This is a genomic window from Calditrichota bacterium, assembly GCA_014359355.1.
Classification (GTDB): Bacteria; Zhuqueibacterota; Zhuqueibacteria; order JANLFK01; family Oleimicrobiaceae; genus Oleimicrobium.
Genome location: JACIZP010000301.1, coordinates 1 through 19,308, shown reverse-complemented (window position 1 = coordinate 19,308; position 19,308 = coordinate 1). Strand labels below are relative to the sequence as shown.

The following is a 19,308-nucleotide window of genomic DNA, read 5'->3' as shown; positions in this document are numbered from 1 at the left end:
TGGCTGGACGACTGGGCGGCACGCTCCCATGCGTGCCGCCCAGCACGCGTCGTGTCCGCGCATGAGCAGCAGTCTACGCGTCTCCGTAACCGTTCCCGCTTTCATGCGCAGGAGATATACCCCCGAGGCTACTGCCAGACCCCCCTCGTTCTTTCCGTCCCAGTGAATGGTGTGATAGCCGGCCGCCCGTTCCTCCTCCAGGAGCTTGCGGATCTGCTGCCCCTGCACGTTCCACACGGTCAGCACCACGTGGCAGGGCTGCGCAAGCTGGAAGCGCACCTCCGTCTGGGCGTTGAACGGGTTGGGGTGGTTCTGGAGCAGGCGGGATTCCCTGGGAGGCGAGACAACGACTTCCAACCAGCCTGAGCAGGTCAGAGAACCGTCGGCATCTTTCTGCGCCAGGCGGTAGTAGTAAGTGCCGCTGACGGCCGGCGTGTCCGTGAAGCGATAGACGTGTGATGGCGCGTCGGACCTGTGAGCAGGGACGAAACCTACGCTCGCAAAGTGGAGCCCGTCGATGCTCCGGTGCACTTCAAAGCCGAGCAGACTAGCCTCGGGCTCGGTAACCCAGGAGAGGTGCACTTCGCCTCTGTCTACTTCCGCGGAAAAGGAGAGGAGCTCTACGGGGAGGCTAATCTGACCGTTCACGAACTCCAAATCGGTGCCGCACAGGTCTACCAATCCCGGGGTGGTGAGGAACGTGCGTTCGGGTCGCGGATCGAAGGCCAACGGAGTGACGCTGGCAAATGCGCCAACGCCCAGAAAACGCAGAACGGCAATCTGGCGGTTCGGGCCCGTGATTCCTGAGGCCGGATCCGATGACCTCAGTTGGAGCAAGAGATTCTTGTTCGTGCCTGGGCACGACGGAGGAAATGGTAGTCTGCGGTTGATCAGCAAGGAGAAGCCTCCTGCATCAGCGCCGACCAAAACCGTGTCGCACGTAACTACCGTGGAGTCGTATTCCAACACAAACTGCGCCAGGGCCACGAGAGAGTCGGTGCTCAAGCTCACCGGCACGGTGACCAACTCCCCAGGGGTACTGCCAACGGCCGGCGCAACAAGGATAGCCTTGGGCTGCGGGGCAGCGCCCTCCACCGTGTTCAAGAGCGCAAGAGGAATGCCTTGGCCTGGGGTCCAGTTCCCGTTGACGTCTCCCAGGAGGGTGGCAACGAAATCAAGGGAGGCGTTGGCGAGCAGGGTGAAGGTTGTCTCGGCAGGGACAAAAGCCCAAGTGCCAGTGTGACCGATGTTCGTCGGGAAAAAGGCCAGATAGTGGAGGAGTGCCAAGGCATCGGCACCGGTGACCGCCTTGTCCAGAGTCACGTCCGCGGCCCGGAGCTGGCACGCCCCGAGCGCAGGCGGCAGAAAGGCCAAGTGCCTCAACACCGCTAAGGCGTCGGCTCCGGAGATGGCGCCGCCGTGATCGCCGCTCTTGCGCAGGGCCAGCGTGTGAGTCCCGGTAAGCACTGATGAGAGCTGATACCGGCCGTCCCCCCCCGTTACGCTGACGGATTGATTGTCCAGCACCACTTCAGCCTGCGACACAGGTCCACCCGTAGGGCAATACCGGGCATAGCCGGAGATGGAAAAGTGCATGGGTACGCTGACGTATCCGTGGAGGAAGCGAATCTGTCCCGACTGAATGTCCGTCAAGTTGCACGTGGTCAGGAAGCAGTGGGAGGGCCTGGTGTCGAAGCGGAGGCTGCACCCCCACCCCGGTGGGCCGGTCACCAGAAAATGCAGCAGAACCACTATCTTTCCCTGGCCCGTAAAGGATGCGCCTCCGCCCCCCGAAATTTGGACCAAGACGTTCTTATTGCGCGGATTCATCCCGGGCTCAGGGGAAAACGGCAGGTTTCGGTTGACCAGGCTAATGGAAAACCCAGGTGCTCCCGGGCCTACCTGGGCTTGCTGAAAAGCGATGACTGTAGAGTCAAATTCGAGAACGAACTGCGCCAAGGCGATGGCAGAGTCGGTGGAGACGGTGATCGGGATGATGAGAGTGCTGCCCGGAGCTGCACTGGTATCAGGCAGTGCCAGGATAGCTCCCAAGCGGTTGGGGGTCGCCTCCGGCGTGTTTCCGTAGGCCCCCATGTCGATGCGTCCGCCGTTGGGCTCAGGCTCCAACGAATAGTCTTCAGCAGGATCCCCTGCGTCGACGCACGGACTGGTCGGCAGAAGATGATAGTCGTAGTGCGGGTAGTACGGAGCAACGAACATTGGGTCCGTGCCATAAGGGAGGTTTGTGCCTCCCTGTGAGGTGTCCCTGTAGTACGGGCCTGGAGAGCCCTGGAGACGGCCGAAGCACGAGTAGTCCACTTGGCAATGTTCTGCCTTCCCCTCGACTGCCTTTCCACAGTTCCAGATGATTGTGTTGCGGATGGTGACTGGGCCGTAGAGGATCTTGACCGCCGGGACTGAAGAGTCCTCGCTGTAGTGCTCCGCAAAGGTGCAGTTGACGATTTCCACTGTGCCGTCGGCTATGACTCCTGCCTCCTCGGCGTGGTCCAGTCCGATGCGCTCGAAAAGAATGTTGGTGAGGCGCAGCGGCAGGTGGTCCGATCCGTCGATGCCTATCACGCAGTGCGAGATTCTCCCCCGCCTTGCGGTGATGGCTGCGTCGTAACCCGACGTGACGACACCGCGCTCACAGTGTTCGATCAGAAAATCTTCAAGGACCACGTGCGCCGCGTGCGCGAGTTCGATCCCTTTTCTTGCTCCTTGAAAACTCATTGCTTGAACCTGGGCCGTGGCATGCTCCCGGATCAGTAGTGCGGCTCCCTCGTAGGTCGAAGGCCAAACCTTGGTGAGGGCGGGGCCAGCACCGACGAGCGTGAGGTGTATGTCCCACGGAAGCCCTATCCTCTCCCTGTACGTGCCCGCGGCCACTTTCACTGTGTCTCTATCGCCGGCAGCGTCGATCCCTTCCTGGATGGTATTGAAGGGATGGGCCTGTGTGCCGTCCTCGACACCTGAAGTGTTGGCGCTGTCCACGTAGACCGCGTGATAGGTGCGCAGCACGACGTCTACTTCGCGCCAGAGGACGTTGTTGGCGGGGTCGGAGATGCCCAGGAGAACGGACGCAGGGTTGGAACCATCCACGGGGGTGGCCTCCACAGAGAACAGCCCCGAATCGTCTGGGCCGGTCACCACAATGGGTTCCGCAAGGTTCTCCTGGGTTCCAGGCCGGGCGCTGACGGCAATGCGGTATGGAGGGGCGCAATTATCCTGCACCCGTCCGGAAATCCTCACGACCCCACCCGGCAAGGTAACGTCGGTGAGAGACACTATTTGCGGTGCCAGCGTGTCAAGAGGAATTGCCTGGTACGGCGGGAAGGAGTAGCTCGAACTATCACAGTCGACCCAGAATGGTCCGGAAAGATGCCCCTCGGCGTCCACCACAGCCTGTTGACACCGCCCGTCGCCACGTGCCCAAAGGGTAGCCAGGAGCTCGCCGCTGGTGGCGCTCCGCAAATCGACGGTGTCGTCGAATACTGTCACGGTCGTACTTTGAGTCAGTTCGTCAACGATGAGAGCGAACGCAGTGCCTCTGACTCCAATTACGGTTATTGGAGTTTTGATTTCGAACTTGCTTGGTGGATGCAACAGGTCGCGCAGGCGTTTGAACAAGCCACCACCCTTCTTGATTTTCGCATTGTACTTTAGTTCACAACCAGGGGATGTGCTGCTTCCCAGGGAAAACTCAGTACCGGGTAGGGCGCGGAACTGGTAGCCGCTTAGCAGGTCCAGCAGGGAGGAACCACTTTGGCCCGTTACCAAGTTGTCGCCTGCGAAAGCCGGAGGCGTGCCGGAGGTGGCGGTTCTCCCGTTGATGGTGACTTGTCCCTCACTTTGGCGGAGCATTCCCATGGGTGCCTGGCGAAGGGCTGCAGCCGAAAGGGAGGTCTCTACCTGGAAAGATCCACCGTTGTCGCAGTAGCCGTCATCGTTTATTGCGAAGAGCAGCCGAGTGGCGCCCTCAGGAATGAGAACCTCACAGAACGAGCCCGCCTGGAAAGGTCCGCCGATGGGACGCAGCTTCTCGTCCACAAACAAGGCGATCAGGCTGCCAAAGCATCCTGACGGCACGGGGAGCCCGGCAGCAGCGCAGCTTCCTGGGGCGCAGCTGCCTGGGCCGTAGGTGCGCCCTCCTGGAGCCCGGAAAGTGCCACCGACTATTGTTCCATCTGGATTGTGAGAGGCCTCACCCGCTGCGAGCACGACGCCAGTGGCCGCCACCTGCACGGTGCACGAGTCAAGACCACTGAGATTGAGACCAGCATCCACGGGAGCGCCGCCGGGCCCGCAGAAAAGGCCTCCGTAGCCGTAGGAGCGAAACGAGGCGGTACCGGGTACGTTGACCGTGCTTGTCAATCCATCTGCCGGTTGAGCGGTTGCGCGAGGGAACTGGGCGCGCTGACTGAGTGCCGCCGGTGCAGCCTTCCAATCACTCTTCGCCGCGCACAGAAGTCTCGTGTGCGGACCAGAAAGCAGGGCGGCGCCCACCAGGACCGATATCAGGATCTGTGCATGTGTACGCATAGTTTGTCTCCTTGGATACTACGGTGCCTCCTCACGCGTGCATCGACGCGGGTGCTACGTGTTCTTCCGGTGGTTGAGTCTGCCTGCAGGAGGCGCCCAGGACCACCGCTTCGTTCCGTTTGTACTTAACGGACAAAGGGCGCAATTTTCGCAAACAAAAAAGCAGGGCGAAGTCCCTGCTTCCTCCACTGACGATGTGGCTGGCCGGCAAGGTTCTCACGAAGGTTTGCTTTCCCCACGCCACAGAGGACCGAACCCTGGTGCCAATAGCAAGCAGCTCCGGCGAGACGAACCCGTCGCCGACGCCTCGGGGGCGTCGAAAGGGGCGAAATAACCTATTTTTTTCTCGCCGAGCAATTGGAGAGCAGCTTCGAGTTTTTCGATCTGCTGCTGTTCCTTTAGCGCCGCAATCAATACTGCCACCAACCGAGGGTTGTCAATCGACTTGGCATCTCTGCGGATTTCCTCGCACGCCACCGGCTCGGGGGCCATCTGGCCGCGCCACTTCCCTGTTGCCGAGGCAGCGATTCTTCACGAGCCTGAAAGAGCTCCACGGGGGTTCGCACCAAACAGAGGAACGAACCCCCGCGCGAGCAGAGGCGCCAGCGGCGGAGGATCGTTTTCTCACCTCGCCTCAATCACCTGAGGAGCAGCACCTTGCGCGTCTGGTGGTAGCCAGGCGCATCAAGTCGGACGAGGTATGTCCCACTTGCCGCCATGTCGCCCCCGCTCGTCCTTCCGTCCCAGTGGGCGAAGTAGTAGCCTGCTGGTTGCTGGCCGCCAACTAACTGTCGCACTTCCCTGCCGAGCAAGTCGAATACGCGAAGACGAAGCTCGGTGGCACTGGGGACTTGGTATCGGATCACCGTCCGTGTCTGGAAGGGATTGGGACTGCATTGCTCCAAGGAGAAAGCACGCGGCATCATGGCACTTGGCGAAGACCCTCCTCTCACCGCGGTCACTGAATTGCAGTCCGAGAAGATGAAGAAACCGCACGCGCCGCTTGGGCCGAAGGGGTGGATGAGCATGTGCACTTGCTTGCGATCGCCGATGTACGGGGAGAAATCAACAGATGCCCCACCATACTCGGGCACAAAATAGATGTCCCCCTCTTGGTCTCTCCTCGTCGCATGTGCAACCAGCCGGAAGCGGGCGTCATTGAGCTGGAGTTCCACTTCCTTCAGTCCGTTGTTGTTGAACCACAGGTAGTGCTCGGCCGCAGCGAATTGGACCTCGCAGCTCGAGGCGGGTTCCAAGCTCAACACATATGGGTCCATGGACCTCCTGGCTTCATTTCCCGCCACATCCCACGCGGAAACGTCCAGCCGGAAGGATGTGGGGACGGAGATGTCCCTCAGGCGGGTGTCTTCGCCTTGAAGGTTCTCATCCATGATGCAGCTTCCGTCGACCCAATAGTGTACCTGGTCGAGGCCACTGTTTTGTCGGTGGTTCGGATCATCTACGGTCACATGGACGGTGCCAGGGCTAAGCGTCCAGCTGATATTCGGGCTAGTGCGGTCGATATTGAGCTCCTTACGCCCCATCACCAAGTGGTCAGTGAAGGCGCGTGCTTGGATTATCTCCATGAGCGTGTTGAACACCTCCTCCGGCAAAGAGTGGGAGCCGCCGTCCCCGGAGCTGACCAGGATGAGATCCAGGATTGTCCTGATGGCGCTCTCCAGCGTCGGCGGCGACTTGAGCACGCCGAGGAGCCTCAACAACCCCTTCCAGTCAGCGAGACAGTAAGAAACCCTATGCTCACCCTCACTGGTCGGCAAAGGTGGCTGCAATGCTTGCGCAGGTGGCGCTAGGCGCACCATGAGTGTAGTGTCGACTTTCAGCACGGCGACCAGCCCTGACGCGTCCCAAAGGGTCATCTTGACATCTACATTGTACCAATTGCTTGGCCTATCAGGGGAGAAGACCACACTTGGCGGCTCAGAGTCCTCTATCGCGTCCTGAACGATCCGTGCTAGCCGCAGAGTCCAATCAGCGACCTTCAGAGCCCCTGTCTCTAACCAGGAGCCGATCTTCATCAGCGCTGTTTCCAGGATCGACCCGGAGATCGAAAATGTGACCTCGGTGTCGGACAGCCAGGCCACGTCGATTGTTGGCCTGCTGCTGTCTGGCGGTGAGGCGGCGAAGAAGTGCAGGAAAGCGGACTGGTGGTGCGCGCCGTTGTCGAAAGTCGTGGCGAAGTCCACTCTGTGGATGCCCATATGAGGTGGCTGGGGAAGGGTACATTGCGCCTCGAAGGTGAGGGCGCGACGCGTCCCCGTACTATCCTCTATGGCAAGGCCCAGCACAAAGTTGTTCGGGAAACCCCAGCCCACGGCCATGGCAGCAACTGAGGAGCTCTTGAGTTCAGCATCGTGAAGATCGAGCAGCGCAGTGGTGCATGTGCGCATCGCGTCCAACACAGCCCGGGCGTATGTCAGAAAGGCTTCATCGAGAATCTGCTGCACGGGAAAGGGATTGTACAGCGCGATGGACAGCCTCCCCTCTTCGCGCAAGTCAACGATGTGGCCGTGAGCCGAGTCGAGCACGGTGACGCTCACAAAGTCCGGGGGTGAGCTGAGCTGCCCGTCGTCTACGACCAAGAAAATGGTCGTGGTACCGCAGGGCAGCCGAACGATGGGAGTGGGCCCTGTTGCTTCGCCGCTGTCCCAACTCCAGTGGTAGTGCAAGGCATCACCGTCGGGGTCATAGGAACCTGTGCCGTCCAGCATGACCTCTGCCCCGTCCGGCCAACCGCCGGCGACGACTGTATCTGGTCCTGCATTGGCCACAGGGGCTTGATTGAACACTATCGTGGCGTGCTCGGCGATTTCTTCATCGCTGAGCTGGACCTTGGCAATGTGCAGCTCGTCGATCAGGCCCAGGTCGCTCGCGCCCCAGTGATTGACATAGATGTAGGTGTTGGTAAGGAGATAGGGCACCCCCGACCACCCGCCACCTTCCGCCTTCCAGGCATCCAGGACGCCATTGATGTAGATCTTGGTGCCTGCAGGTCCCCAGCTTGTGGCGATGTGTGTCCACTCGTCGGCCTTGACTATGGTGTGGCCATCCAGGGGCTGCAGCCAAGCGCCGGGCCAAGCCCAATGACGATACACATGATCGGCCGTGAGGTAGGGAAGGTAGACAGCGCCGGACGCCGGGGGTGTGCCGGTGAGATACCAATTGAACTGCAAAACCTCCCCGTAGTCGCGGTTGAGTTTGACCCAGAACTCCACAGTCCCTTCGACGCCCGGGTGCGCGGGGCCATTCCCTGTGTACCACGAGAGAATGTCGTACCTCAGATATGCGCCCAGAGGCAATTTGGCTGCCTTTCCAAGGCCGGGGAGGCCGTCCTCGTAGGTAATCGGACCGAAGGCGTTGCCAACGGTGGCTCCGTCGAAACTATCGTACAGTACCGTTCGGCCGTCAGGGACGATCTTGCCAGCAAAGGCAGCGGTAGCCAGCGCTGCAACAAAAGCCGCGCTTCTGGTCAATCTTGATGGTTTCATGGCTTACCTCCTCCCCTGTTCCAGGGGTCCTGAAAAGGTTCCTCCTACCACCAGACTATCCTCTCAAAATCAAGCCGCCGCCATAACAACCACCCCCTCTTGAGGCTTGGTTCTCGTGTTGAAACTGGCCAGGAGCACTTCAAAGTCCTCGGGCTCGGCACGACAAAACTTTGGCCAGCACAGACGCCTGTGTGCCCACATACGCCGGCGCCTCGCGGTTCCTGGGTAGGGGGAGCAGCGCACCCTTCATGCGTATTTGCGGGCCGCCCCGCTGACATGGTCGCTGGCGACGGGAAGTGCCTCCCTTTGCCTCAACTTCGCTGATGTCTGTCCTCTTGTTGGTGCACGATCTGTGCAGGCATGCGTGAGCTGTGGTTTTCCTGTGACGTGGCGGTGGCTGCCATTGGCTCTTTACTCCTTCGGAGCGAGAGCCCCCAGTTTCGCCTTGAGCTCTTCGATCTGGGCCTGCTGTTCCTTTATCGCCTCAATCAAGACTGCCACCAAGCGGCCGTAGTCGATCGATCGGGCATCTCTGCCGTTTTCCTCGTAAGTCACTACCTCCGGGATGACCTCACCTACTTCCTCAGCCACAAGGCCGATGTCATGCTTGCCGTCCTCTTTCCAGTCGAACGTGACGCCCCGCAAGCCCTTGACTTTTGCCAGAGCCGCCTCGATTGGCTTGATGTTGGTCTTCCAGCGCCGCGAGCTGTAGGTGAGCCAGGCATCGGCAATCGGGTCGGTGGGAGAGGATTGCTGGACGGTGAGGATGTTGGCGGGGGCTGTTGTGCCTATCCCGAGGTTGCCACCCTCTTTGACGGTGAGTCTGGTGTATCCCATACCACCAGGAGTCGCTTCAGTTAGGGCAAAGTAGTTTCCCCCATAAGCTCCAATGATCCAATAGTTGCCCCCGTCGCTATCTTGAAACTCAATCCAGGGACCAGCGGACCGCAGCGTGAGTAGGTTGGTGGGTGTTGCCGTCCCGATTCCGATTTTCCCACCTGTTTCGTATATTATCGAATTGCCAAGAGCGGTTCCTGCTGTGAATTTCGGGATGTAGTTGGTTGTGCCACTACCACCAATTCCCCCGGGAACCGGTTGCCACGTACCCACACCCGAGGCGTCTGAGGTCAGCACCCGTCCTGCAGCGGCGCCGGTCGGCATCTTGAAGCCAGTCATTTTCACCGTTCCATCGACTTCGAGTCTCTCAGTGGGGTTGTTAATAAGTCCGATTCCCACGTTGTATCCAGGTCCAGCGTAGTTGATGATTGTCGGATTTCCCCTTAGCCAGAGTGTCTTGTACGTACTCGTACTACGGTCATAGGTAGCGACACTTCCTATGTCGGTGGCGTCAGAGTAACATAACTCCAGGCCTTTACCAGTTGTTGGATAGTAGGTTCCAGTACCAGGGAGCACACGGACACTTCCTACAGCATCCAACTTTGCGGAGGGTGTACTTGTGCCAACGCCCACTTTACCAGCATTGTCCACATACACCGCATCTGTCGGACTACCATCAGCCGCATCAAGAGAGTGCCCGTCTGGAACGGTGAAGGCGAGGTCAGCAGTTTGGATAGTGCCGTTGGCGATCTTGGCCGTGGTGACGGCGTTATCGGCAAGCTTGGCGGTGCTTACGCCTCCATCCGCAATCGACAGAGTCACGTCACCAGACAAACCGCCTCCAGCTAATCCTGCGCCCGCATTGACGGCGGTGATGTCACCTCCGCCGGTGGCAGCAGTGGTCTGCAGGGTGCCGTCGGGGAATTTGAACCCGCCGGCACTCGAGTAAATGGTCCCAGCCACCTGTAGTCTTTCACTCGGCACGGTGGTGCCGATCCCCACAGACCCGGTGCTGTGCTCCAGGTGCATCAGGGTGTTTGCGCCGCTCACCAGTTTGATGTCATCGCCACTCTGAATCTGCATTCCGCCAGTGGCCGCGGTGCTTCCCACAAACACGCCGTCAGAGGCATTGAGCTCCAGTATTCTCGGGTAGGATGTGCCGGCCGCATTTCGCCAGCAGAGATTCAGGTCATTTTCGAGATAGACGCTCCCGCCGGCAACGTGCAACTTGGCGCCGGGGTTGGTGAGCCCAATCCCCACGTTGCCGTTCACCGTCAAGCCGTCTGGCCCTGCGATATGCACCGCTCCAGCATCGGCAGTAATGGTTCGCCCTGCACCTGGTCCGCCTTGATCGTAGGCCTGGTCAAGGGTGTTGCCACCCGTGCCGGTCGCAGCCGTAGTCTGCACCGTGCCATCTGGGAACTTGAATCCCCCGGCTGTGGAGTGAATTGTGCCCGCCACCATCAGGGGAGACGAGGGCGGTGGGTAGAGCTGCGGGTCAAAACCTACGCGCAGGGCCCGTGTGACCTCCACATCGCCTCTAAAGAAACCAGCGTAAAGGGCACTCCCGGCGGTTGCCTGTCCATAGATACCGATGTTTGTTCTGGCACCGCGAGCGAAGCCGTAGACCCCATAGTTGCACTCAGCGTCTATGATTTCCGTATCCGATTCGGCTCCACCGTAGACACCTATGTTGACATTTCCTGCCCTCGGACTTCCATCCCAGGCGAACCCTTTCAGGCCGTATCGCCGCTGTACATGCGCCCCTCGGGCTACGCTTTCTACCCCGATGGAGTCACCCTCGAACAGCGCGGCGCTTGGGGCACGCACCAGGCCCATCGAGTAGACTTGCAGACTTGCGGAAAGGGGTGTGTCAGCTCGCGTGCCGATGCCTACCTTGCCCACTACCCGGAGCCCATCAGGCCCTTCCACGTTGACCGCTCCAGCATCAGCAGTAATGGTTCTCCCTGCACCTGGTCCGCCTTGATCGTAGGCCTGGTCAAGGGTGTTGCCAGCGGCGGCGGCCGCCGAGATGGTGATGGTGTTTGCCGCATCATCGGCAGCAATGGCAATGTTCGCTCCCGGAACGAGGTTGATGTTCCCGCCCGGATTGCTCACGCCGGCGACGCTGACCAGTGCACCCGTCTGCGCCGCCGTGGTACCGTGAGGATTGTCAGTCCGACTGGAGTGGCTCTCGCCGATGGTGATCCGCTTGGCAACAGTGTCCGGGGCAATGGTAATAGCATTTTGCCCGATGAGGTCGATGTTGCCGCCGTCGTTGGCGACGCCCGCGACCTTGCTGACCACGTCGGGCTGAATCTTGGCAGCGGTGACAGCGTTGTCCGCGATCTTGGCCGTGGTTACCCCGCCGTCCGCCACGGAGAGGGTGACATCGCCAGAGACCCCACCACCGGCAAGCCCTGCCCCGGCATTGACTGCGGTGATATCGCCGCCGCCGGTGCTCGCAATCTTCAAGGTGTCACCGCTGCTGCTGATGGTGACATTCGCTCCACTGGCGACGGTTACCCGGTCCGTCAACCCATTGATGCTCCTCACCACTTGCCCGTCGGCAATCTTGGCGCCGGTGACCGCGCCGTTCGCTAGATCAGGCGTGGTGATGGAACCATCTGCGACGAGTGCGCTGGTGACGGTGATGACGTCGCTGCCCCCCTCATTGTGGGTTGCCGCATGGGCGCCTGGTGCTAGTCCTGCTGGCAAGACCGCAGGGGGATATTTGCCGTCTGCCCCGAGAGGGAAGAGCGAGTTTGCCGCAGGGGTACGACTTGCGGCGATGCCGTTCACACTGTCTGCATTGCCAGCACGGAAACTGTAGCCAGCGGTCGTGAGGCGCATGCGGGGCACCAGCTCGGGTTCGGTGCCCACTCTTACTGCCAGCCAATAGCCGCGATCAAACGGTAAGGAGAGTGGGTTCTTGCTTCCCAGGACGACCTGGAATAGCCCTTTGGTGACCAGTACCGCAGGGTGCGTCTCGGTCCACAGTGCAGTACCGCCGGCTTCGGCGTCATAGAGCGTGAAAGTCAAGGCATAGGTGCTATCCCCCACTGGTGCGCCTGCGGCATCCGTCAGGTAACCTTGATAGCTCATTACCTGCGGCACTTGCCCGCGCAGGGGGCCGGCCATCAGCACCAGCACGGCCAACGCTATCAGCCAATGAAGCACTTGCTGTTTCATGGTTGTTCCTCCTCGCGAAAAGATCCTTTCTTGTTGTGAAGGAGTGCTACTGGAGCAGTAGCATCTTGAGAGTCTTGACAAACCGCTGCGATGGTGCCCCGGCTGGCGTCGATTGCGCCACCAGCCTGTAGAAGTAGCATCCCGAGCTGACTTGCTGCCCGTTTGCATCGCGTCCGTCCCAGAGTACCCGGTGCACGCCGGGGGGCTCTGTCTCGTCCACCAGCGTCCTCACGCATTGTCCCAACAGATTGTAGACCTCGAGGGTCACACGACTGCTGCGCGGCAGCGCGTATACAATCGTGGTCGTGGGGTTGAAAGGATTGGGGTAGTTGTGCCAAAGGTCATACACCGAGGGCAAAAGCTCCTCGCCTGGCCGCTTTACTTCAGTCAAGAGTCCTGAGGGGTTCCAGAATCCCGAGTGAATCTGGTGAGTTGCGCTGCCAGTTTGGTCCACTGCCGTCTGCCAGGCCGTTGCAGATAGGCGAATCGCTCCTTCACCTGCTTGGGTCAACGCCCCTCCCCCAACTACGGCCCACTGGAGCCGGTGGCTGGTGCTCGTCTCCTTGGCTCCCGGGCCAGCAGGCGGTTGGGAGTGCACCGCGGTAATTTGGGCAAACGCGAAACAAGTGCTCCAGACGGCGAGCCAGGCAGCTGCTTGGAGGGCCGGACATCGGCGCGCTCGTGTTGGTCCCATGGAGACATGCCTCCACATGTGGTATAAGGTCTCTTCCCGCGTTCATTGACGCGGGTGCTGCGTGTTCTTCCGGTGGTTGAGTCTGCCTGCAGGAGGCGCCCAGGACCACCGCTTCGTTCCATTTGTACTTAACGGACAAAGGGCGCGATTTTCGCAAACAAAAAAGCAGGGCGCAAGTCCCTGCTTCCTCCACTGACGATGTGGCTGGTCGGCTAACGGTCGTCCCCGATGAGCACAAATGGCGCCCAGTAGTACGGGTGGCGATACGCACGACTGCCGCTGCGCCGCAGGGCGAGCTGGGCAGCACGCAGCGCCTCGGTCTTTGACATGCCCTGCGCGAGATACCCGTAAAAGTTCTGCATGAGGTCGGCTGTGGACCGGTCCTCGACATCCCAGAGGCTGACCATCACCGACGAGGCCCCCGCATAGAGGAAGGCGCGCGTCAGCCCTCTCACGCCCTCGCCGCGGTACAGCCGCCCACGGGCGGTTTGGCAGGCGGATAAGACGACCAACTCTGCGTGTAGGTGCAAGTCAAAGACCTCGCTCATGCGCAACAGCCCGTCGTCGTTCGCCCCAGTCCCAGGTGCCAGCACCAGGCAGGAGCGAGAAATTGTCGCCTCGTCAAGCAATGAGTGGGTGGCAAAGTGGACGTAGCGCGCGTGTGCCAGGAGGCCGCTCTTCACGCGCGTCTCGTTTGCCTCTCTGCCCGTTACCGTCAGGGTCTTGCCTTTTGGCCAGTTCTTGCCCACTTGCTCGAGCTCGCGGCGCGCGTGCTTGAGAGGGCCGAGGCGAAGCCCACCATTTTCCTTAAACTCGGGCAGGGAATGGGGAGCGCCAATGGCCACCAGTTCACGTTCCCAGGTGCCAGCTTGAGTCGCACGCCACCGCCGTAAGATGTGCAGGATGGTTGCCGAAGGCGCGTAGGAGATGACGCAGTCGTCGGCCAAGAAGTGGTCATCGCCCTGCACCATCAGCGCGCCGAAAGGCAGATAGTTGAGCGCCCCATCTGGCACAATCACCAGGTGGCGGCCGCGCAGCTGCTCTGCCGGGACTTGGCCGAGGAGCTCGGAAAAGAGGTGGCGGCCAGCCTCGGCGTAGCTCTCGATCACTGGGCGCGCAGAGAGCAAACCGATGTAGAACCGCGCATGACGCTCAACGTCTTCACGACCGGGCAGAACATACATGGCGACAGTGTCCGCGGTGACCATCCATAGGTAGGAGCGTTGCTCGCCAAGAAAGAACTGCAGGAGCACCGACCCATCCCGCAAGTCATTCTGGATGCTGTCTGTGGGCAGCGGCTCCGGGTAGGAGAGTTGGGCGTAACGCATGTTCTCCTGCATGATCTCCGTGCGCAGTTTGCCGAGCTCGGTGATAGCAGACGATAACTCCCGCGCCAACTGTCTCTTGTCTGCTTCTGTGACCGTGGAGCGGGCCAGTCGCGCCTCTGCAGCGGCTACCTGGTCCATTAGCTCTTGCTCGCGTGCCAGGAGAACCGGAGAGGACCCCTCACGCACGCGTATACGTCCTTCGGCAAGGAGCTGGAGAAAGGCGCGTGCTTTGGCCCTTTCGGCATAGCGAAAGGCCTCTCGCTGGTACCCATGTCCAGGCTGGCGTTGGTGCAGCTCAAAAAGGGCGGAAACCACCTCCTCGTAGACCCACATTCTACTGCTGAGGAAGCTCGCCTTGAACTCCTCCTCCAGAAGGTGCGGCGTCACCTGCTCGGTTTCCTGCACCAGGCGCTCCAGGCGTGGAAGACGCGCCTGCCCAGGTGCAAGGGCGGACTGGGTGGACGCAATGCTCGTCTTAGCGCTGGCGTGCTCCGGCGAGGAATTGGCCGATTCGGCCGCTCGGTCAGGGGGCGCCAGGATGATGTAGTCATAGTCTGCATAGGAGCCGGAGGGCGTGAACCACGAGGCGCCGCGGATGGCCAGCCACTGCTCGGTGCTGGCCACCTGCGGCCCCATGTCGAACACGAGGGCCGTCGTGTACAAGTGGCCATCCGCGCTCCACTGGACGGTGAGGGTTTCGCCCTCTCGCACTATGCGATAGTAGTAAGTGAATCGTTCGCTGGCCCATTTGTCATCCGGGTGGAGCATAGAGGCCTGTGCTGCGCGGTCGCCACTTTTCACCATCACGATGTGCTTGTCGAAACGCGGTTCAATGTCCCTGCACCGTGCCAGGCGCAAGAAACTCGCGGGCTCGTCTGGCCCGCCAAAGCAGATGTCGGTGTAGAACTCGCGCATGTTGGTTAGGGGCAGGAAGTAGGTGACTTTGAGGAGGCACACCCATCGGTTGCCCATGATTCGTCGTCGGAGCTCGAGTGAGGGGTAGTACCAATAGCCGCTGAACGAAGGCCGGGGGTGGTCCACCACCATGGCACCGAGCAAGAACCTAAGATGTCCGGGATGTGCGGAAAGGGAAAAACGCGAGGGGACATGGTACGACCACGGCGTGCCTGACCAGCTGGATATTGACCAGGCGGGACTCAGCGTTGGGGTAGAAAAGTTCTCGGTAAACCATTCTTGCGCGGTGGCCACTACGCACGTAGACACCGCATGCAAGACCACGAACAGCAGCATGAGGACAGGGCGTCGCATGGCAATGGCTACTCTTTACTGCCAACCCACCTGGAAGTAACCGAGTTCGTAGGAAATGGTGCTCCCATCTGGCATGAGCGCTTCGACAGTCCAGAAATAGGTCTGTCCCTTTTTCAAGAGAGCAGCGTCGCGAGCCAGCGCGGCTTGCTCCACGGACGTTTGCCCTGTCCACGTCGTGTCGCCGATGGCGTTCAACACCACCACGCGATAGCGAAGGGCCCCAGGCACCGCCTGCCAGCGAAGTTCGATGCTCTCTGACTCAAGCAAAGTGCCCCGCGCCGGGAACAGGAGACTCGGACGTCCCTGCCGCGATGCGGCAACCCTGGTCGCCTCTTCGGGACGGAGCCGGCTTCGTAGCTCGGGATTGCCCGCGAGCACGGCGGCAAGCACCAGGATTGCCGCTCCTCCCGCTGCGGCCCATCGCCAGCCCGGAGAAGTCCTGCCCAACGCCTCCCAGGCTCGCGTGAGGGAACTTGCCAGTGAATTCCCCAGGCTCGGACGGACCAATGACCTGACCTTGCGTAGAGCCCAACCTGGTGCCTCTGCCGGTTCCTGTTTGTTTGCAGTGGCGAGCATCCGGTAGGTGTCCACCACGGCCTGGAGGCAGCGGGTGCACCCCAGCAGGTGCAGTTCAACGCGCTCCCGCCCTGACCCGCTCTCGAGATAGGCGGCAATTTCTTGCTCGCCCAGACAGGCTGTCTCTGGCGCGCCACGGCTGACCTCCTGACGGCGCACTTCTCTGGCCGCAGCTGCTACCAGGGTGTACGTTTCCCTACAACGGGCGCACTGCCCCAGGTGCTGCCGCTCCGCCGGCGAAAGTGGTTCGCTCCCGCCGAGCTCTGGCATTGCCAGTAGCCGGCCAATGGTCAAATGGTGCATGTTGCACTCCTTAGCATGCCACGAGGGAATCTTTTCCCAGCTTGCACAAGAATTAAACGGACAAGCTCCTAAGATTAGGGCGTCTCGCCCCCCAACAAGATCGAAAAATCCTCCGCCTGCCAGCCGTTGTCGCGGAGTCGTTTGCGCAAGTGCCCTATAGCCTGCCGGATGGCGTGGTAGGCTGCGCGGCTGTCGCGCAGACGAAGCACGCCCGCGATCTCCGAGGCCGCAAGGCTCTGTTCGAAGCGCAGCCGCAGCAGCAGCTGTTCATGGGCAGGCAGGCTTTCCATAGCTTCCTGCAGCGCGCGGCGAAGCTGTACTATCTGCGTTCCGAGGTCCGGCGGCGCCTCGGGGGCCACAAGCTCGATTTCGGGGCGATCCTCCAAGGCGCGCTCTGCGTCCGTTGGGTAGGCTGGCGCATTACGGAGCATGGCCCTCACCACTGCCCACATCTTGGCCCCGCCCAGGGCCTCGTGAATCTGACCCAGGGCTTGGGCCACCTCCTCAAATCGCAGACTTGGATCATGTTTCGTTCTGATGAGCTCGAACGCCTCTCCGGGCGAGTAGCCCTGTTGGTAGCAGTACTTGAACACCTTTTGCGTCAACTCCGGTAGGGCGGCAATGCACCGGTTCAGCCGCTTGCGGCCCTCCTTGTGGCGAAACCAATCGATGACCAGGTTGCGGACGACCGGGACGAGCCACGTGGTGAACTTGCACGGGGCGTGGGGGTCGCGCACGAAGCGCTTGAGCCTGCGCAGGCGGTTGGCGGCTAACCTCTCGCAGACGAAGAGGTAGAGCTCCATGCGATCGTCATAGTCGCTGACGAAATGGCCGATGAGCCGGAGGATGAACGTGGAGTAGTCGCTCACAAAGAGCTGCCACGCCTGATGTTCATCGATGGCAAGAAGGCGGAGGAACTCTTCCTCGTCCATGGGGAGGATATCCTGCTCTTTTGGGCGCTCGCTGCCAGCCGCAAGAAGGGAGAAGTACACCTCAGCGACTCTGAGGCGGTGCGCGGTGCGTGGGTCATTGAGCATTCCAGGGATGGCGCGCTCGGTGGAGAGTCGCTCGCGCTCGCCTCCTCAAGGAGGTCTCCATTCTGGATGTTTGTGCTGCCCAAATATGCGAATTTGTGGTGGCCTTTTCAAGGAAAATGTGCACCCGGCGCGCAGAGAGAAGAGCAGGCACCGCAAGGACGCCTACCGGCAGGTTCCGCTTTGGTCTGCGACTACCTTCAGCAGCGTAGCCTGGCGGAGCGCGACGAACGGGCCTGCTTCTGTCCTGTGGAAGTGCGCGCCGCTGAGCGGCCCCACCAAGGCAGCACAGCAAATATTCACGGGAATATCAGAATCTCTCTAGGCCATCCCTCCTGATTGTAGGCACACCCTTATGCAGGTCTGCAAGGGCTCGGCTGTTCTCTGGTGCTCCAGTTGTTGACCGTTCCCCGATTCCGGGTTGTCCTTTTCTCTGGCGGCTGCGGTATGTTGGGGGAAGATCGAGGCCCCAAGAGTGTGCATGCCCCTTGGGGCCCCTGTTCCTACCTCAGCAAGGTAAGTTTTCTGGTCTCCACGAATAGCTTTCCTGAGGGTGCGGAGGGGTCGCTGGCCTGCAGGCGGTAAAGGTACACACCGCTGGGCAGCGAACTGCCATCGACGGTTACCGTGTGGCGGCCTGGCTCGAGATTTCCCTGCACCAGAGTGGCCACCTCCCTTCCTAAGCCGTCAAACAGACTTAAGGTCACGAAGCAGCGCCTCTTGAGGCTGAAGGGAATGGTCGTGCTCGGATTGAAAGGGTTAGGGAAGTTCTGCCCCAAGCCAAACTCCGTCGGCACTTCGCCTTGGGCAGCAGGTACGCCTGTGCTCGGGGTCAGCTCTGCCGGGATGATCAAGAAGCCACTGCGGATGGCATAGGTTGTCCCTCCGCCCTGGGCAATGCTTGGTTGCCCAACAACCACCTTGGTGCGGTAGGTGGTGCCGCCGCTTACGCCTCCGCCGTTGGAGAGCGTGCCCCATGGGATGCGGTGTTGTGCTGCGCCCTCAACTGCCAGCGCCGCCAGGAGCACTGTGGTGACGATGAGCGATCTCATGACTGCCTCCTTGATGCCATGCGTCACATGCAATTCCCGCTGACTGAGGTTACCACGTGCTCAGTGCGGCACGCTTCCACCCGGCGCTGGTCTTGACGTAGATGTAGTCGTCGTCCCAGGCGATGTCGCCCACGTTGCCATTGGGATCGGCGGTGCCAGTGGGAGTGTAGGAGGTGCGCAGGCGGAGCTGATTGTAGCCGGTGGCGGCGTTCGCATCCACTCGCGCGGTGGGCGCCTCGGTGCCAAAGCCAAACAGTCCTGTCTTGGTCACCGTGAGGTGGGCTGTATTATGCCAGTGGCTGGGGTCGGTGCCGTAGCGCAGGCGCAAGTTGCCGTCGCCCAAGGCGTTGGACTGCCTGTCCAGCGACCAGGTGTCGATGAACGTGCCCTCGTGCACCTCGCCCAGGGTCAGGCCCGAGCCGCCGGTGCTTTGGCGATTGCTGATGATGTAGAGTGCTGTGGTCTCGCCCTCCAGCACTAAGCCGCGGCGTGGCACGTGGGAGCCGGTGACGCCGATGCTTTCGCTGCGCACGTGGAGCTTGCCCTTGGGGGTCTCGGTGCCGATGCCCACGCGGTTGCGCACGTCGTCATAGAAAATATCCGCGCCGCCGGCAACCCCTCCGTTATTGTACACCACCTGGCCATCATTGCCGCCGATGGGGCCAGCAGGCCCTTGTGGTCCTGCCGGGCCTTGCGGTCCAGGAGGCCCCTGCGGTCCAGCGGGGCCCTGGGGGCCAGCAGGACCTTGCGGCCCTTGAGGGCCGGGGTCGCCTTTGTCCCCCTTATCGCCCTTGTCTCCTTTGTCACCCTTGTCGCCCTTTGGTCCCGGAGGTCCCTGTGGTCCCGGTGGCCCCTGGGGCCCCACATCGCCAGGGTCACCCTTTGGCCCCTGCGGTCCCGGGGGACCTTGGATGCCTTGTGGACCCGGTTCCCCCCGCTCGCCCTTTTCCCCCTGCGGCCCAGGAGGCCCTTGCG

10 protein-coding genes are annotated in these 19,308 nt (G+C 61.1%); all 10 read right to left on the bottom strand.

Going from position 1 to position 19,308, the window contains the following annotated elements; genetic code table 11:
* A partial coding sequence (locus H5U38_12890; GenBank protein ID MBC7187923.1) for a T9SS type A sorting domain-containing protein occupies positions 1 to 4,542 on the bottom strand: 4,542 nt, incomplete at its 3' end.
* 216 nt (positions 4,543 to 4,758) lie between these two features.
* Complete coding sequence (locus tag H5U38_12885; protein MBC7187922.1) at positions 4,759 to 5,034, bottom strand: hypothetical protein; 276 nt, start codon at positions 5,032 to 5,034, stop codon at positions 4,759 to 4,761.
* A gap of 146 nt (positions 5,035 to 5,180) precedes the next feature.
* The gene (locus tag H5U38_12880; GenBank protein MBC7187921.1) at positions 5,181 to 8,048 is read right to left on the bottom strand and encodes a T9SS type A sorting domain-containing protein; all 2,868 of its coding nucleotides are present in this window, start codon (positions 8,046 to 8,048) and stop codon (positions 5,181 to 5,183) included.
* A gap of 411 nt (positions 8,049 to 8,459) precedes the next feature.
* A complete protein-coding gene (locus tag H5U38_12875; GenBank protein MBC7187920.1) occupies positions 8,460 to 12,077 on the bottom strand; it encodes a tail fiber domain-containing protein in 3,618 nt (1,205 codons plus the stop codon).
* Between the two features lie 46 nt (positions 12,078 to 12,123).
* A complete protein-coding gene (locus H5U38_12870; GenBank protein ID MBC7187919.1) occupies positions 12,124 to 12,468 on the bottom strand; it encodes a T9SS type A sorting domain-containing protein in 345 nt (114 codons plus the stop codon).
* Between the two features lie 515 nt (positions 12,469 to 12,983).
* The gene (locus H5U38_12865; GenBank protein MBC7187918.1) at positions 12,984 to 15,368 is read right to left on the bottom strand and encodes a CHAT domain-containing protein; all 2,385 of its coding nucleotides are present in this window, start codon (positions 15,366 to 15,368) and stop codon (positions 12,984 to 12,986) included.
* Positions 15,369 to 15,383: 15 nt separating this feature from the next.
* Positions 15,384 to 16,247, bottom strand: a complete 864-nt coding sequence (locus tag H5U38_12860; protein ID MBC7187917.1) for a hypothetical protein — start codon at positions 16,245 to 16,247, stop codon at positions 15,384 to 15,386.
* A gap of 74 nt (positions 16,248 to 16,321) precedes the next feature.
* A complete protein-coding gene (locus H5U38_12855; protein MBC7187916.1) occupies positions 16,322 to 17,284 on the bottom strand; it encodes a sigma-70 family RNA polymerase sigma factor in 963 nt (320 codons plus the stop codon).
* 500 nt (positions 17,285 to 17,784) lie between these two features.
* The gene (locus H5U38_12850; protein MBC7187915.1) at positions 17,785 to 18,333 is read right to left on the bottom strand and encodes a T9SS type A sorting domain-containing protein; all 549 of its coding nucleotides are present in this window, start codon (positions 18,331 to 18,333) and stop codon (positions 17,785 to 17,787) included.
* Between the two features lie 49 nt (positions 18,334 to 18,382).
* A partial coding sequence (locus tag H5U38_12845; GenBank protein ID MBC7187914.1) for a hypothetical protein occupies positions 18,383 to 19,308 on the bottom strand: 926 nt, incomplete at its 5' end.

Bases quoted from the DNA above. Each gene is read 5' to 3' on its own strand.
- H5U38_12885 (MBC7187922.1), bottom strand. From the start codon at position 5,034: ATGGCCCCCGAGCCGGTGGCGTGCGAGGAAATCCGCAGAGATGCCAAG.
- H5U38_12880 (MBC7187921.1), bottom strand. From the start codon at position 8,048: ATGAAACCATCAAGATTGACCAGAAGCGCGGCTTTTGTTGCAGCGCTG.
- H5U38_12875 (MBC7187920.1), bottom strand. From the start codon at position 12,077: ATGAAACAGCAAGTGCTTCATTGGCTGATAGCGTTGGCCGTGCTGGTG.
- H5U38_12865 (MBC7187918.1), bottom strand. From the start codon at position 15,368: ATGCGACGCCCTGTCCTCATGCTGCTGTTCGTGGTCTTGCATGCGGTG.
- H5U38_12860 (MBC7187917.1), bottom strand. From the start codon at position 16,247: ATGCACCATTTGACCATTGGCCGGCTACTGGCAATGCCAGAGCTCGGC.
- H5U38_12855 (MBC7187916.1), bottom strand. From the start codon at position 17,284: ATGCTCAATGACCCACGCACCGCGCACCGCCTCAGAGTCGCTGAGGTG.
- H5U38_12850 (MBC7187915.1), bottom strand. From the start codon at position 18,333: ATGAGATCGCTCATCGTCACCACAGTGCTCCTGGCGGCGCTGGCAGTT.